The sequence below is a fragment of the Aeromonas sp. S8(2024) genome (assembly GCF_041403085.1).
GTDB lineage: Bacteria > Pseudomonadota > Gammaproteobacteria > Enterobacterales > Aeromonadaceae > Aeromonas > Aeromonas dhakensis.
The window spans coordinates 172,125-184,241 of sequence record NZ_JBGLRF010000001.1 but is presented as its reverse complement, the minus strand read 5'-3'; the positions used below and the strand labels follow the sequence as shown (position 1 = coordinate 184,241).

The 12,117-nt window shown below is 64.3% G+C and carries 9 protein-coding genes; 3 read left to right on the top strand and 6 right to left on the bottom strand.

The features are described 5' to 3' along the window. Nucleotides 1-62: 62 nt before the first annotated feature. Together ACB031_RS00810 and metE are read right to left on the bottom strand one after the other, a co-directional pair. Nucleotides 63-728 carry an ABC transporter substrate-binding protein gene (locus tag ACB031_RS00810; protein WP_126881980.1) on the bottom strand — a complete coding sequence of 222 codons (666 nt, stop codon included), beginning with the start codon at nucleotides 726-728 and terminating at the stop codon, nucleotides 63-65. 429 nt (nucleotides 729-1,157) lie between these two features. Further along, entirely contained in the window at nucleotides 1,158-3,422 is a 2,265-nt protein-coding gene (metE, locus tag ACB031_RS00805; RefSeq protein ID WP_319906912.1) for a 5-methyltetrahydropteroyltriglutamate--homocysteine S-methyltransferase, read from the bottom strand. A gap of 182 nt (nucleotides 3,423-3,604) precedes the next feature. Between metE and ACB031_RS00800 the strand changes: the two genes are divergently transcribed. Continuing rightward, on the top strand, nucleotides 3,605-4,525 hold the full coding sequence (locus ACB031_RS00800; protein ID WP_319906913.1) for a LysR substrate-binding domain-containing protein: 921 nt from the start codon (nucleotides 3,605-3,607) through the stop codon (nucleotides 4,523-4,525). A 278-nt stretch (nucleotides 4,526-4,803) separates the two neighbouring features. On the opposite strand, the gene ACB031_RS00795 is transcribed toward ACB031_RS00800, so the two are convergent. From ACB031_RS00795 to ACB031_RS00785, 3 genes are all read right to left on the bottom strand, one after another. Then, complete coding sequence (locus ACB031_RS00795; RefSeq protein WP_371138824.1) at nucleotides 4,804-5,595, bottom strand: siderophore ferric iron reductase; 792 nt, start codon at nucleotides 5,593-5,595, stop codon at nucleotides 4,804-4,806. Nucleotides 5,596-5,633: 38 nt separating this feature from the next. Then, a complete protein-coding gene (locus tag ACB031_RS00790; protein WP_371138823.1) occupies nucleotides 5,634-7,778 on the bottom strand; it encodes a TonB-dependent siderophore receptor in 2,145 nt (714 codons plus the stop codon). 254 nt (nucleotides 7,779-8,032) lie between these two features. Further along, nucleotides 8,033-8,932: a helix-turn-helix domain-containing protein gene (locus tag ACB031_RS00785; RefSeq protein ID WP_371138822.1), complete on the bottom strand. Its 900-nt coding sequence runs from the start codon at nucleotides 8,930-8,932 to the stop codon at nucleotides 8,033-8,035. Nucleotides 8,933-9,195: 263 nt separating this feature from the next. Here ACB031_RS00785 and ACB031_RS00780 point away from each other — a divergent pair, with 263 nt between their 5' ends. Further along, nucleotides 9,196-9,936 (top strand): SDR family oxidoreductase, encoded by a 741-nt coding sequence (locus tag ACB031_RS00780; RefSeq protein WP_017765464.1) that lies wholly within the window; start codon nucleotides 9,196-9,198, stop codon nucleotides 9,934-9,936. A 102-nt stretch (nucleotides 9,937-10,038) separates the two neighbouring features. Here the strand turns inward: ACB031_RS00780 and ACB031_RS00775 are convergent, their stop codons facing one another. Next, nucleotides 10,039-10,944, bottom strand: coding sequence for a LysR family transcriptional regulator (locus ACB031_RS00775; protein ID WP_005300262.1), 906 nt, complete (start codon nucleotides 10,942-10,944; stop codon nucleotides 10,039-10,041). 101 nt (nucleotides 10,945-11,045) lie between these two features. On the opposite strand from ACB031_RS00775, the gene ACB031_RS00770 reads away from it, so the two are divergent. Then, nucleotides 11,046-11,684 carry an NAD(P)-dependent oxidoreductase gene (locus ACB031_RS00770; protein ID WP_017765465.1) on the top strand — a complete coding sequence of 213 codons (639 nt, stop codon included), beginning with the start codon at nucleotides 11,046-11,048 and terminating at the stop codon, nucleotides 11,682-11,684. The last annotated feature ends 433 nt before the right edge of the window (nucleotides 11,685-12,117 follow it).

Genomic DNA, 12,117 nt, shown 5'->3' with positions numbered 1-12,117 from the left:
GCCCACACCGGCAGGGCGATTCAGCTCGTCCTGCCGGTCCACTCCTCTTCTCATCATCAGCTTCAACGATAGCGAGCCTCCATCCTGGCCAGCTCACCACTTTGCCGCAATCGCGCCAAGATGCGAGTCAACTCGTCCACCCTGGCGGCGAAGGGGGATGAGTTGGCAATACAGAGGTGGAGCGGCGTCAGCTCCAGTTGTAGGGGGACTTCCGTGATCGTCCCAGCCAATCCCAGTTGAGCCAGCTTGAAGCGCGCCACCAGAGGATCCGTGATCATCAGATCCCCCCGACCGGCCGCCAGCAACTTGAAGACATTGTCCACATTGCTGGTGAGATGCACCTTGAAACCGACCAGATTCTCCTTGCCCCAGCCATTGCCGATATAGTCGAGAATGGTGAACGCCTTGAGATCGCTCAAGGCGCGGGCCTGGTTGAGACGGGCCAGGGCCGGATGGCCGGTTTGCGTGAACAGGGTCAAGGGTGAGAAGGCCACCGGGGCCTCGACCACCCGGGTATAGACTCGCCGCTCCCGGGTCGGCACGGTGACGAAGCCGTCGGCTTGACCGGCACGAACCAGTTTCTGCGCCCGCAACCAGGGATATCCCTCATGATGCACCTGAACCCCAAGCTCGAGCCCGACCCTGTCCATCACATCCACCATGAGGCCGCGCATCTTGCCCTCCTCGTCACGCCATGAGTAGGGGGCAAAATCATCGAAATAGACCATGTTGAGCGAAGAGACGGCAACCGCCTGGGGAGATGCCGCCAACAGCAGCCCCCATAAACACCAAAACCAGAGACCCGCTTTCATCATGTCAGCCCCGCCGTCATCACCCTGCCCTGAGCCTAGCGCAAGCGCATCGAATGCAAAAATGGGCGAGGCCTCGCCGGCGCAGGCTGGGTGATATCGTCAAGCAGCCACGCTTGCTGGCCTAGGATCCAGCCTTGCAAAACAGGGGGAACATGGCGGGGGTTATGGGGGGGGGCGTCCAGTGTTCGGGGACCGACGTGCCACCCGGCCTGCCCGCGCCGTCATTGCTACAGCCCCTCCCCCAGGCCAACATCAACGGCTGATCCGGCATAAAAAGAGAGAGGGAAGGCTTGCGCCTCCCCTCGTTCGTTATGCCCGTACTCTCTTGTTGTTTGCAGATGTTCTTCAGGCCAGCTCGGCACGCAGCGCCTTGGTGGCATCGACCATCACCTTGAGGGCGGCCTCGGTCTCTTCCCAGCCGCGGGTCTTGAGGCCGCAATCCGGGTTGACCCACAGCCGCTCTGCCGGGATCTGCTTGGCGGCCTTGCGGATCAGATCCTCAATCCAGCCCTGGCTCGGCACGTTCGGCGAGTGGATGTCATAGACGCCCGGGCCGATTTCGTTGGGGTAGTTGAAGCGCTCGAACGCACCCAGCAGCTGCATCTGGCTACGGCTGGTCTCGATGGTGATCACGTCCGCATCGAGCGCCGCCACCGCCTCGATAATGAGGTTGAAGTCGCTGTAGCACATGTGGGTGTGGATCTGGGTGCTGTCCACTACCGGGCTTGCGCTCAGGCGGAAGGCGCGCACCGCCCAGTCGAGGTAGGCCTGGTGATCCTGCTTGCGCAGCGGCAGCCCTTCACGGATCGCCGGTTCGTCGATCTGGATGATCTTGATGCCGGCGGCTTCCAGGTCTGCCACCTCGTCGCGAATGGCCAGGCCAATTTGCAGGGCGGACTGTTCGCGGCTCACATCTTCCCGCGGGAAGGACCAGCAGAGGATGGTCACAGGGCCAGTCAGCATACCCTTGACCGGCTTGTCGGTCAGGCTCTGGGCAAACTTCGTCCACGCCAGGGTCATGGGGGTCGGCCGGTCGATGTCGCGGGTGATCACCGGCGGCTTGACGCAGCGGGAGCCATAGCTCTGTACCCAGCCGAAGCGGGTGATGGCAAAGCCATCCAGCAGCTCACCGAAATACTCCACCATGTCGTTGCGCTCGGCTTCGCCGTGCACCAACACATCCAGCCCGATGGCCTCCTGACGCTCGATGGCATCCTTGATCTGGGCCTGAATGCCCGCCTCGTAGGCGCCATCGTCGATGCGACCGGCTCGCCAATCCTGGCGCAGCACCCGAATTTCCGAGGTCTGCGGGAAGGAGCCGATAGTGGTGGTCGGCAGCAGCGGCAACTTGAGATCCGCGCGCTGTGCCTCGGCCCGCACCGGATAGGCGCTGTGGCGTTCGAAATCGCTGTTGGTGAGGCTGGCGAGGCGTGACTGCACCGCCTTCTTGTGCACCCGGCTGTCAGACTCCCGATCCACGATGGGCTGGCTGTAGGCAGTGATCTTGTCCAGCTCCCCGCCATTGAGATGGTCGGCCAGCAGCCCCAGCTCGTAGCATTTTTGCAGGGCAAAGGCGAACCAGCTGCGGGTCTGGGGATCCAGCTCGTGCTCCAGGGTCAAGTCCACCGGGCTGTGCAGCAAGGAGCAGGAAGAACCGACCCAGAGCCGCTCGCCAAGCTTGGCTTTCAGTGCTTTCAGGGTCGGTACCAGCTTGGCCAGATTGGCACGCCAGACGTTGCGACCGTTGATGACCCCGGCCGAGATGACCCACTGGGCCGGCAGGTGCGGGACCAGGGTCTCCAGCTGCTCGGGGGCCGCCACCAGGTCCAGGTGCAGGCCATCCACCTTCAGGCTAGTGATGATGTCGCGCTGATGAGCCACCGAACCGAAGTAGGTGGTGAGCAGCAGTTTGCAGGGACCGGCCAGACGCTCATAGGCGTTGAGGTAGGCGAGGCGCCACTCGTCCGGCAGGTCCAGCGCCAGCGCCGGCTCGTCGATCTGCACCCACTCCACCCCCTGGGCGGCCAGTTTTGCCAGGATCTCCTGGTAGACGATGAGCAGGCGGTCGAGCAGCTCGAGACGGGAGAAGCCGCTCTCTTTCTCCTTGCCAAGCCAGAGGTAGGAGACGGGGCCCAGCAGCACCGCCTTGATCGGCAGCCCCAGCGCCTTGGCCTCTTCCACTTCGTCAAACAGCTGGCTCCAGCCCAGTTTGAAACGCTGGTCGCGGCTGAACTCGGGCACCAGGTAGTGATAGTTGGTGTTGAACCACTTGGTCATCTCGGCGGCGGCGGCGGCCGGGCCGCTCGGCGCACGGCCACGGGCGACCCGGAACAGGGTATCGAGGTCGGTGTCGCCATGACGGTGGCGGGCGGGGATGGCATCCACCAGCAGGCTGGTGCCAAGCACCTGATCGTACCAGGCGAAGTCACCCACCGGCAGCAGGGTCACACCAGCCTGCTGCTGGGCCTGCCAGTGACGCTCACGCAGGCTCTTGCCGGTGGCGATGAGTTCGGCCTGGCTGGTCTCGCCGCGCCAGTAGGATTCGAGGGCAAATTTCAGCTCGCGCTTGGCGCCGATACGGGGAAAGCCCAGGGTGTGTGCGCAGGTCATAGGTTCCATTCCTTATGCTCATTCATCTGATGGTGAACTGGATGATTTAGCCATCCAGATGTTTACACATCCAAAATGACAAGATAAGGTGACGTTGGCTATTGAATCCTTTTCAACTGGCTCTCAAGAAATTCTCAAGGCGGGCAACAAGCCGCCGCCCAGGCACAACAAGGAGGGATACCATGGCGGTGTCAAACAACCCGGGGATCGACATCAAGCACCTGAAAACGGTGAGCGCGCTGGCCGAGCAGGGCTCGCTGGCCGGGGCGGCGCTGACCCTCAACCTCACCCAGTCCGCCCTCTCCCACCAGCTCAAGGAGCTGGAGACCCGCCTCAATCTGGAGCTCTATCTGCGCAAGAGCCGGCCGCTGGTGCTGACCGCGGCCGGCAACCAGCTGCTGGGGCTGGCCCGCCAGGTGCTGCCGGCGCTGGCGCAGACCGAGAAACAGCTGCAGGCCCTGCACAGCGGCGACGCCGGTCGCCTTCACCTGGCGCTCGATTGCCACAGCTGCATCCAGTGGCTGCTGCCGCTGTTGCCCGATTTTCGCCGCCAGTGGCCGGGGGTGGATCTGGAAGTGGAGTCGGTGCCGGGCTTTGATGCCATCAGCGCCCTGCTTGGCGGCCAGCTCGACCTGCTGCTCACCTCGGACGTGCAGGCGCGCGGCGATCTCCACTTCGAGCCGCTGTTCGCCTTCGAGCTGGTGCTGGTGATGGCGCCGGACCACCCCCTCTGTGGCCAGCAAACCATCAAGCCTGAGGATCTGCGCCCCGAGGTGCTGCTGGTCTACCCGGTGGAGCGTGCACGGATGGACGTGTTCAGCCGCTTCCTGCAGCCGGCCGGCATCGAGCCCGCCCGCTGCAAGCCGGTGGACAACACCTCAGTGATGCTGCAGATGGCCGCCGCCGGCCTTGGCGTCGCCGCCCTGCCGCGCTGGGCCTGCGAGGAGTTTGTCCGCCAGGGGCTGCTCGAGGCGCGCCCGCTCGCCGAGGGGGTGCGCCGCCACATGTATGGCGCGGTGCGCGCCGCCGACCGGGATCAAGCCTGCCTGCAGAGCCTGTTTGAACGTATTTGCACCAAGATGGGCGATGTAAAAACGCAGTAACTTGCAAGAGAAGGGCGCTACGCCGACCAGGATCATCTGAACCTGCAAACGGCAGAGCCTGTTCGAGCGCATTCGCAGCAAGATGGGCGACGTAAAAGCGCAGTAACTTGCAAGAGAAGGGACGCGGCGCCGACCAGGATCAGCTGTAGCTTCAGACGGCAGATCCTGTTCGAGCTCATTCGTATCAAGATAGGCGACGTAAAAGCGCAGTCATCCATACGGCGAGGCGCAGTAAAAAGCCGCCTGTGGGCGGCTTGTCATCACGCGGGGCTTCTTATTCAAACACCCTCTTCACAGCTCGCCGCCCCCTGCCGCCGCGGGCAGTTGGCACACAGCTCGCCATCGCGGCGCTTGTAGTGCAGGCAGCAGCGCTGGCGCACATAACCGACCAAGCCGGCCGCCGGCTGCCAGCCCGCCAGATGCTCGGCCGGCAGGCCGCAGGCGGCAAGCCAGTGCGGCGCATGGGCCGCCACCTCGGCGGGGCTTATCTCGTCAAAGAACGCGGGCACCCGCACCAGCGCCGCCAGCAGATCGTCCGCCAAGAGCGGTCGCACGAAACCGGGCCGCAGTCGCTGCACCTGCCCGAGCTGTGCGAACAGCGCCTGCCAATGGGCCTGCAGCCGCTCGCCCGCCGCCTTGATCAACACCTCCTGCTTCCCCTTGATCATGGGTTCGGCCGGCAAAGTAAAACCCGATACCAGCCCATCCTGATAGCCCTGCCCCAGCCTCTCCAGCGCCGGCACGGCCCGCAGCCGATAGACGGCCACCATGGCCAGATAGATGGACTGCCAGCAGAGCATGCCCCAGCTGCGGGTGAGCCAGTAGGCGGGACCCGCCTCCGGATGGGCCAGCCGCCAATACTCGTGCAATGCGGCAGCCACCTCGGCCGGCGTGGCCTGCTTGGTCGCCATCAACAGCGCCGCGGCCGAACCGGTCGCCACCAGCCTCCCCTTGAGGGATGGGATAAGCCCGGCGGCGGCCGCGAACAGGGCGCCGTGATCCGCCAGTGCCTGCAGATCCGGCTCGCGCCGCGTCCCCGGGCTGCGGGCACGACGGCCGGCGCCTGTCATGGGGTGAGAGAGTCCCGGGCGCGGCCCGGGACGCAGGGTCAGAATACGTATTTGAGTCGCGCCTCCACGCTGCGCTCTGCGCCGAACCAGCAGTTGTTCTGGTCGTAGCAGGAGTAGTAGGTCTTGTTGAACAGGTTGCTGGCGCTGAGTGACACCGCCACCCCTTGCAGGCGCTGGCTGAGCCGGGCCAGATCGTAGGAGGCGGCCATGTCCATCAGCAGGTAATCCGGCACCGTATCGGTGTTGGCGGCATCCAGCTGGGCCTCCCCCACGTAGCGCAAGCCAGCCCCCAGGCGCGCCCCTGCCAGCGGGCCGGCCGGCAGGTAGTTGCTCCACAGCGAAGCCATTTGCTTGGGTACCCAGACCGGGGTCTTGCCCTGCAGGCTGGTGGTGTCGCGGGTGATCTCCATCTCCTGACGGGTATAGCTCAGCGCCAGATCCCAGCGGCTGGTGAGATCGAGTCGCCCCTCCAGCTCGACCCCCTTGGAGACCATCTCGCCGGTCTGCAACTTGGGCCCGTAGACGTTGTCCGGATCCGTCACCAGGGCATTTTGCTTGGTGATGTGGAACGCCGAGAGAGTGGCGGTCTTGCTCATGTCTTCGGAGAGGAACTTGAGCCCCCCCTCCCACTGCCGGCCGGTGGCCGGTTTGAACGCCTGGCCTTGCTTGTCCGCCCCCGCCACCGGCTCGAAACTCTCGGCATAACTCACATAGGGCGAGAGGCCGTGATCCAACTCGTAGAGGGCGCCGAGGCGCAGCGAGAGGTTGTCCTGATCAATCTGGGCCAGGCTGTTGCTCGCCGCCCCCTGATAGAGGGTCCGGCTGTCGGTGTCCATCCGGTAGCGGTCGTAGCGGGCGCCGCCGATGGCTACCAGCCGATCGAAGCGCACCTGATCCTGCAGGTAGAGGCCGCTCTGATACTGGCGGATGGTTCGGTTGTCCTGATAGTTGAAGACCAGGTCTGCCGGCACAATCTGCTGATGGTTCGGGTTGAAGATGTCGATGGCGGGGGCAGAGTAGTCGAGGGTATCCCGGTAGAGAATGCGCGCATCCAGATACTGGTAATCCACCCCCAGCAGCAGGTTGTGCTGGGCCTTGCCGGTCTGCACCTGGCCCGCCAGCTGGTTGTCGATGACAAAGCCGCGAGACTCTTCATCGGTCAGGTAGGCGTTGCGGGCCAGGGTGCGGTGGTCGGCCGCCAGCGCCGCGTTGTAGGTGTTCTGCTGGTTGGCCGAGGCATCCATGTAGCGGGCGTTTTGCAGCAGTTGCCAGTTGGCGTTGAAGTCGTGGCTCAGCTTGTAGCCGAGCAGGGTCACCTCCCGGCTGTAGTGGTTCCAGTGTTCATCGCCAAGGAAGGTATCGCTGCCCAGCTGGCCCAGCGGGTTGGATTTGACCGAGCCGCTGGCCGGCACAGTGGTGTAGATGCCGGCTTGCGGGTCTTTCTGGTAATAGAGGTTGAGGTTCAGCAGGGTGCGGTCACTCAACTGCCAGTCGAGAGAGGGCGCCAGCACGTAGCGCTCCTCCTCTGAGGTCACCGCCTGGCCGTCTTTCTGGCGAGCCAGCCCCACCAGCCGATAGGCAAACTGATCGTTGAGGGCGCCGGTGCTGTCGAGGGTCAGCTCCTTGAAGGTGCCCGTCCCGCTCGCCACGCTGACGCTGTGCCTAGCTTCCCGCTGGGGGCGCTTGGCGATGAGGTTCACCATGCCGCCGGGGGGCATGCTGCCGTAAAGCACGGAGGTGGGCCCCTTGAACACCTCCAGCTGCTCGATGGCCACCGGATCGATCTGGGGCTGCAGGTTCCAGTCGTTGTACTGCAGCAGCAGACCGTCGTAAAAGTTCTGGTAGTTGTCAAAGCCGCGGATGTTAAACAGATCCAGCCGGTTGACCGCCCCGCCCCGCAGCTCGGTGTTGACGCCGGGCACGTAGCGTAGCGCCTCGCTCACCGAGCTGACGCCGCGCTGCTCCAGGGTGTCACCCTCCACCACCGAGATGGCCTGGGGCGTCTCCAGGGGGTCGAGCCGGGTCTTGGTCGCGGTGTTGCGATAGGTCTCGCCGAGCACGGTCAGGGTCTCGTCTGCCCGGGTCTGTGTCGGGCGCTCGGCAGCGGCTGCCTGCACAGGGCCAGCCAACAGAGCGGAGAGGGTCGCGGCGACCAGGGTCAAAGGGGGGTGAGTGGCGTACATCTGATCCTCGAATGCAATGAGTGAATAGTAACAAATCTCATTTGCATTTTATTGGGTCATTTTGCCCTTGAATTAACAATTTGGGGCATGTTGGCGCGAAAGAGGGAGAAAATGCGGCCACTCTGGCCCCATCCGGCAACCTCAACTGACGGCAGACACGCAGGCGATGTCGAATGGATAGCAAAGCCTGGCGCACTAAAAAGGGAAAGAGGGATAGCAGCACCCGGCATCCGCCGGGCAAGGGAATAGCCCTGTCAGAGAGGGACGACGGGCAGCCAGTACTCCATGCGGGCATCCGGCTGGTTGCCGTCAAAATCGGGGGCGTAACGCTCCAGCTCGAAGCCGTCCACCCCGCGATAACCGGAGCTCGGCAACCAGTGCAGGATGAACCAGTTGAGGGTCTGCCCCAGCTGACTGACGGGGCCCACGTGACTCAGCACCGCGTAGGTCTGGGCCGGCACCGGGAGGCGTGCCAGACCGTCTGGCAGGCTGCCCCCCTCCTCCATCACGCTACCCGCCCAGTAGGGGAGCGACTCGCCGGCACCAGAAACATCCACCACCCCCACCCGCTCCTGCCCGGGTGGCAAACCACCCGCCGCGCGCAGGGCGCGCCAGATAGCGGGCACCGTCTGCTGAAAGTCGGGGGCAGCGGCAAACAGCCCGTGGATCAGCCCCTTCACCCCGTGCAGGATAAAGCCCGACTGGCTCTCGATCCGCACCTGTACCAGCCTGGCAGGCATGGGCTGCGGCAGGGTAGCCCGCACCAGAGGGGTACGCAGTCCCAGCCGCAGGCCCCGCTTGCGATAGGCCAGCGGCGAGCAACCGAACTGCTGCTTGAAGGCGCGGCTGAAACTCACCTCGGAGCCGAAACCGTAACAGAGCGCCAGATCCAGCACCCGTTGGCGACCAGAAAGCAGCGCCTCTGCCGCCTGGCTCAGCTTGAGCTCGCGCACATAGTGGGCCACCGTCAGCCCCGTCTCATGGAGGAACACCCGCTGCAACTGCCAGCGCGACCAGCAGCTCTGCTCCGCCAGCTCGGCCAGCGCCAGCGGCTGATCCAGGTTGGCATGGATGTAGTCGAGCACCCGCTCGATGCGGGTCAGCTGGCTGTGCGGCTGAGGCACGGCGTCAGGGATGGTGGACAAGATGGTCATGACGAGATCGGATCTGGCTATCGGCAAGGCGCTGCGCGCAAGGGCCCCATTAAACATGGCCGCCACCTTGGCGGCAAGGGCTGGCGATATGGTCACGTCCGCCCTCTTGCCAGGTGGCTCGAGTGCTGGTCCGTCAAGCCAGCTTGGCAGGCTGTCACAAAAGTGACGCGTTTCCCTGTCAGATTGTTTGAAAACAAATATATCAATTACCTCAAAAAGCCCATAAAGTCCTCGTTCGAATCTTTTATGCAGGGAGAGCCTAGATGAAGAAAGTTGCCTTGATCACCGGAGCCCGTGGCGGCATCGGATCCGCCATCACCACCGCCTTGCTGGCCCAGGGGTATCGCATCATCGCCACCCACTCCAGCGCCAACGGGGGGGCGGCGCACGACTGGTATGCAGAGCAGGGTTTTCGGCCGGATCAGGTGCGGCTGCTGGCGCTGGACGTAGCAGACACCGCCATGTGCCGCGAGGCCCTGGGCCGCCTGCTGCAGGATGAAGGGCGGGTGGACGTGCTGGTCAACAATGCCGGCATCACCCGGGACGGGGCCTTCAAGCGGATGACCCCGGAGCAGTGGTTCGAGGTGATCCACACCAACCTGTGCAGCCTCTACAACGTCACCCAGCCGCTGTTCGACGCCATGTGCGAGCAGCGCGATGCTCGCATCATCAACATCTCCTCGGTCAACGGCCAGAAGGGGCAGTTCGGCCAGGTCAACTACTCGGCCGCCAAGGCGGGCATGCTGGGCTTCACCAAGGCGCTGGCGGCGGAAGGAGCCCGCTTCGGGGTGACGGTCAACGCCATCGCCCCCGGCTACACCGCCACCCCCATGGTGGAGGCGATCCGCACCGACATCCTCGACAGCATCAAGGCCGACATCCCCATGCGCCGGCTGGCCAAGCCGGAAGAGATCGCCGCCGCCGTGGTGTTTCTTGCCAGCGAGGCGGGTGCCTATATCACCGGCGAGACCCTGGCCATCAACGGCGGCCTCTACATGAAGTGAGGCCGGGCCTGTTTTCACCGGCATTACATCGACAGAGGGCAGCCCGCGGGCTGCCCTCTTTTTTGATCCGGCCAACCGGAACGGCCTTCTTCCTTGCCCGGACTACGGACGTGTCGCCGCGGCCCCCACCGGCTCGGCGAAGTGGCTGCGCAGGGCGGCGATCACCCGGCGCACCTTCTCCGGGATCTCCCGCTGCGGGGTGATGGCGTGGATCTCCATGGGCGGCACCCGAAAGCCCGGCAGCAATTCCAGCAGGCGACCCGAGGCGAGATCTTCGGCAATCTCCCCCTCCGGCTGCAGCGACACCCCCTGCCCCGCCAGGGTGAACTGGCGCAGCGGCAGCACGTTGTTGCACACCACCCGCGGCTTGGGCTTGACCCTGTGCCCCTGCCCCTTCTCGTCGAAGAAGGTCAGGCCGCCGCTCAGCATGTCGGCGGCCAGCCAGTCATGATCCAGCAGTGCCTCCGGGCTGCGCGGGGTGCCCTTGCGCGCCAGATAGGCGGGCGAGGCGCACAGCAGCATCCGGGTCTGGCCCAGCTTGCGCGCCACCAGGGTGGAGTCCGAGAGCGTGCCGACCCGCAGCGCCACGTCGATGCGCTCGGCAATGAGATCCCGCTTCTCGTCGTCGGCGATGATCTGGATGCACAGGCCGGGGTGGGCCTGCAGCAACGGCGAGAGCGCCCGTGCCAGCGGCTGGCCGGCCATCCCCACCGGGGCGGTGATCCGCACCTCCCCCAGCAGGCTGTCGCGCACCTCCGAGAGGCGCAGCTCGGTCTGGTTGAGGGTCTGCTGCAGAGACTGGCACCCCTGCCACACCACCTCCCCCGCCTCGGTCAGGTTGAGGCGGCGGGTGGAGCGGTGCAGCAGGGTGAGGCCGAGCAGGCTCTCCAGCTGGCTGATATGCTGACTGACGGCGGAGGGTGTCATGCCGAGGGCCTTGGCGGCGCCGGTCATGCTGCCCGCCTCGACCACGGCGGCGAAGATGGCGTAACGCTTGAGCTGTTCCATTATTAAATCCAGCTTATAAGTGAATGCAATTTACAACGGATTATTAAATCACATTCGGGGGCGTAGGATAGCCTCATTCCAACAGTGAAGGAGAATCTCCCATGAAAATTGCCCTGATCGGTGCCAGCGGTTTTGTCGGTACAGCCATCCTCAATGAAGCCGTCAGCCGCGGCCATCACGTCACCGCCATCGTGCGTGACGTGAACAAGGTCGCCGCTCACCCGCAAGTCACCGCCGTGGCGGTGGATGCCCAGGACAGCCAGGCGCTGGCCAAGGTGCTCAAGGGGCACGATCGGGTGATCAGCGCCTACAACCCGGGCTGGACCACCCCGGACATCTACGACCAGTACCTCAAGGGGGCCAGCGCCATCGTGGCTGCCGCCGTCGCGGCCAACAGCTGGCTGCTGGTGGTCGGCGGCGCCGGCAGTCTGGAAATTGCCCCTGGCGTGCAACTGGTGGATACCCCGGAATTCCCGGCCGAGTGGAAACAGGGGGCCCTGGCCGCCCGCGACGGCCTCACCGCCCTGCGCCGTGAAACCACCCTCGACTGGCGTTTCGTCTCCCCGCCCGTGTTCCTGGAACCCGGCGAGAAGCGTGGCGGCTACCGGCTCGGTGCCGATCAGGTGCTGTTCAGCGGTGAACAACCGGCCGGGATCACGGTCGGCGACCTGGCCGATGGCGTGCTCAACGAAGCGGAAAAACCGGCCCACCTGCGCCAGCGTTTCACCCTGGGTTACTGAACCTGAGCCAGGCACAATACCGGGCCGCAGCGCCCGTCACAAAAAGGGAGGCATCAGCCTCCCTTTTTGCATCTCTGTATTTGCGCATCTCTGTGCTGCCAGCGATGCTCGCCTCTTTTTGGCTCAAGTCGCGCTCACATTGCACACAAGCCGGTGCATGTCGGGTCAGGCCAACATGGGTGCCAAGTGCGCCGGTATATTGCCATTATCGCCGCTCAATCCGCAGCCACCCGGATGGGTGGCGAATTCTATTTCGATTTTTGTATATAACTAAGAATAATTTGTTGTTTCCGTCTTATAACTCCGAACAGTAGCATCTCCCTCAATCCAAATGGCGCCATCCCTGGCAACAGGGACGCGGCCGGTTTATCGGTCAGGGCGTCGTCGTTTTCATGTCAGGTGTGCGGGTAACATCCCGCCCCTGGTCAGTGAG

Coding starts and splice junctions, on each gene's coding strand:
- ACB031_RS00775 (WP_005300262.1), bottom strand. CDS start 10,944: ATGGAACAGCTCAAGCGTTACGCCATCTTCGCCGCCGTGGTCGAGGCG.
- ACB031_RS00770 (WP_017765465.1), top strand. CDS start 11,046: ATGAAAATTGCCCTGATCGGTGCCAGCGGTTTTGTCGGTACAGCCATC.
- ACB031_RS00780 (WP_017765464.1), top strand. CDS start 9,196: ATGAAGAAAGTTGCCTTGATCACCGGAGCCCGTGGCGGCATCGGATCC.
- ACB031_RS00795 (WP_371138824.1), bottom strand. CDS start 5,595: ATGACAGGCGCCGGCCGTCGTGCCCGCAGCCCGGGGACGCGGCGCGAG.
- metE (WP_319906912.1), bottom strand. CDS start 3,422: ATGACCTGCGCACACACCCTGGGCTTTCCCCGTATCGGCGCCAAGCGC.
- ACB031_RS00785 (WP_371138822.1), bottom strand. CDS start 8,932: ATGACCATCTTGTCCACCATCCCTGACGCCGTGCCTCAGCCGCACAGC.
- ACB031_RS00790 (WP_371138823.1), bottom strand. CDS start 7,778: ATGTACGCCACTCACCCCCCTTTGACCCTGGTCGCCGCGACCCTCTCC.
- ACB031_RS00810 (WP_126881980.1), bottom strand. CDS start 728: ATGGTCTATTTCGATGATTTTGCCCCCTACTCATGGCGTGACGAGGAG.
- ACB031_RS00800 (WP_319906913.1), top strand. CDS start 3,605: ATGGCGGTGTCAAACAACCCGGGGATCGACATCAAGCACCTGAAAACG.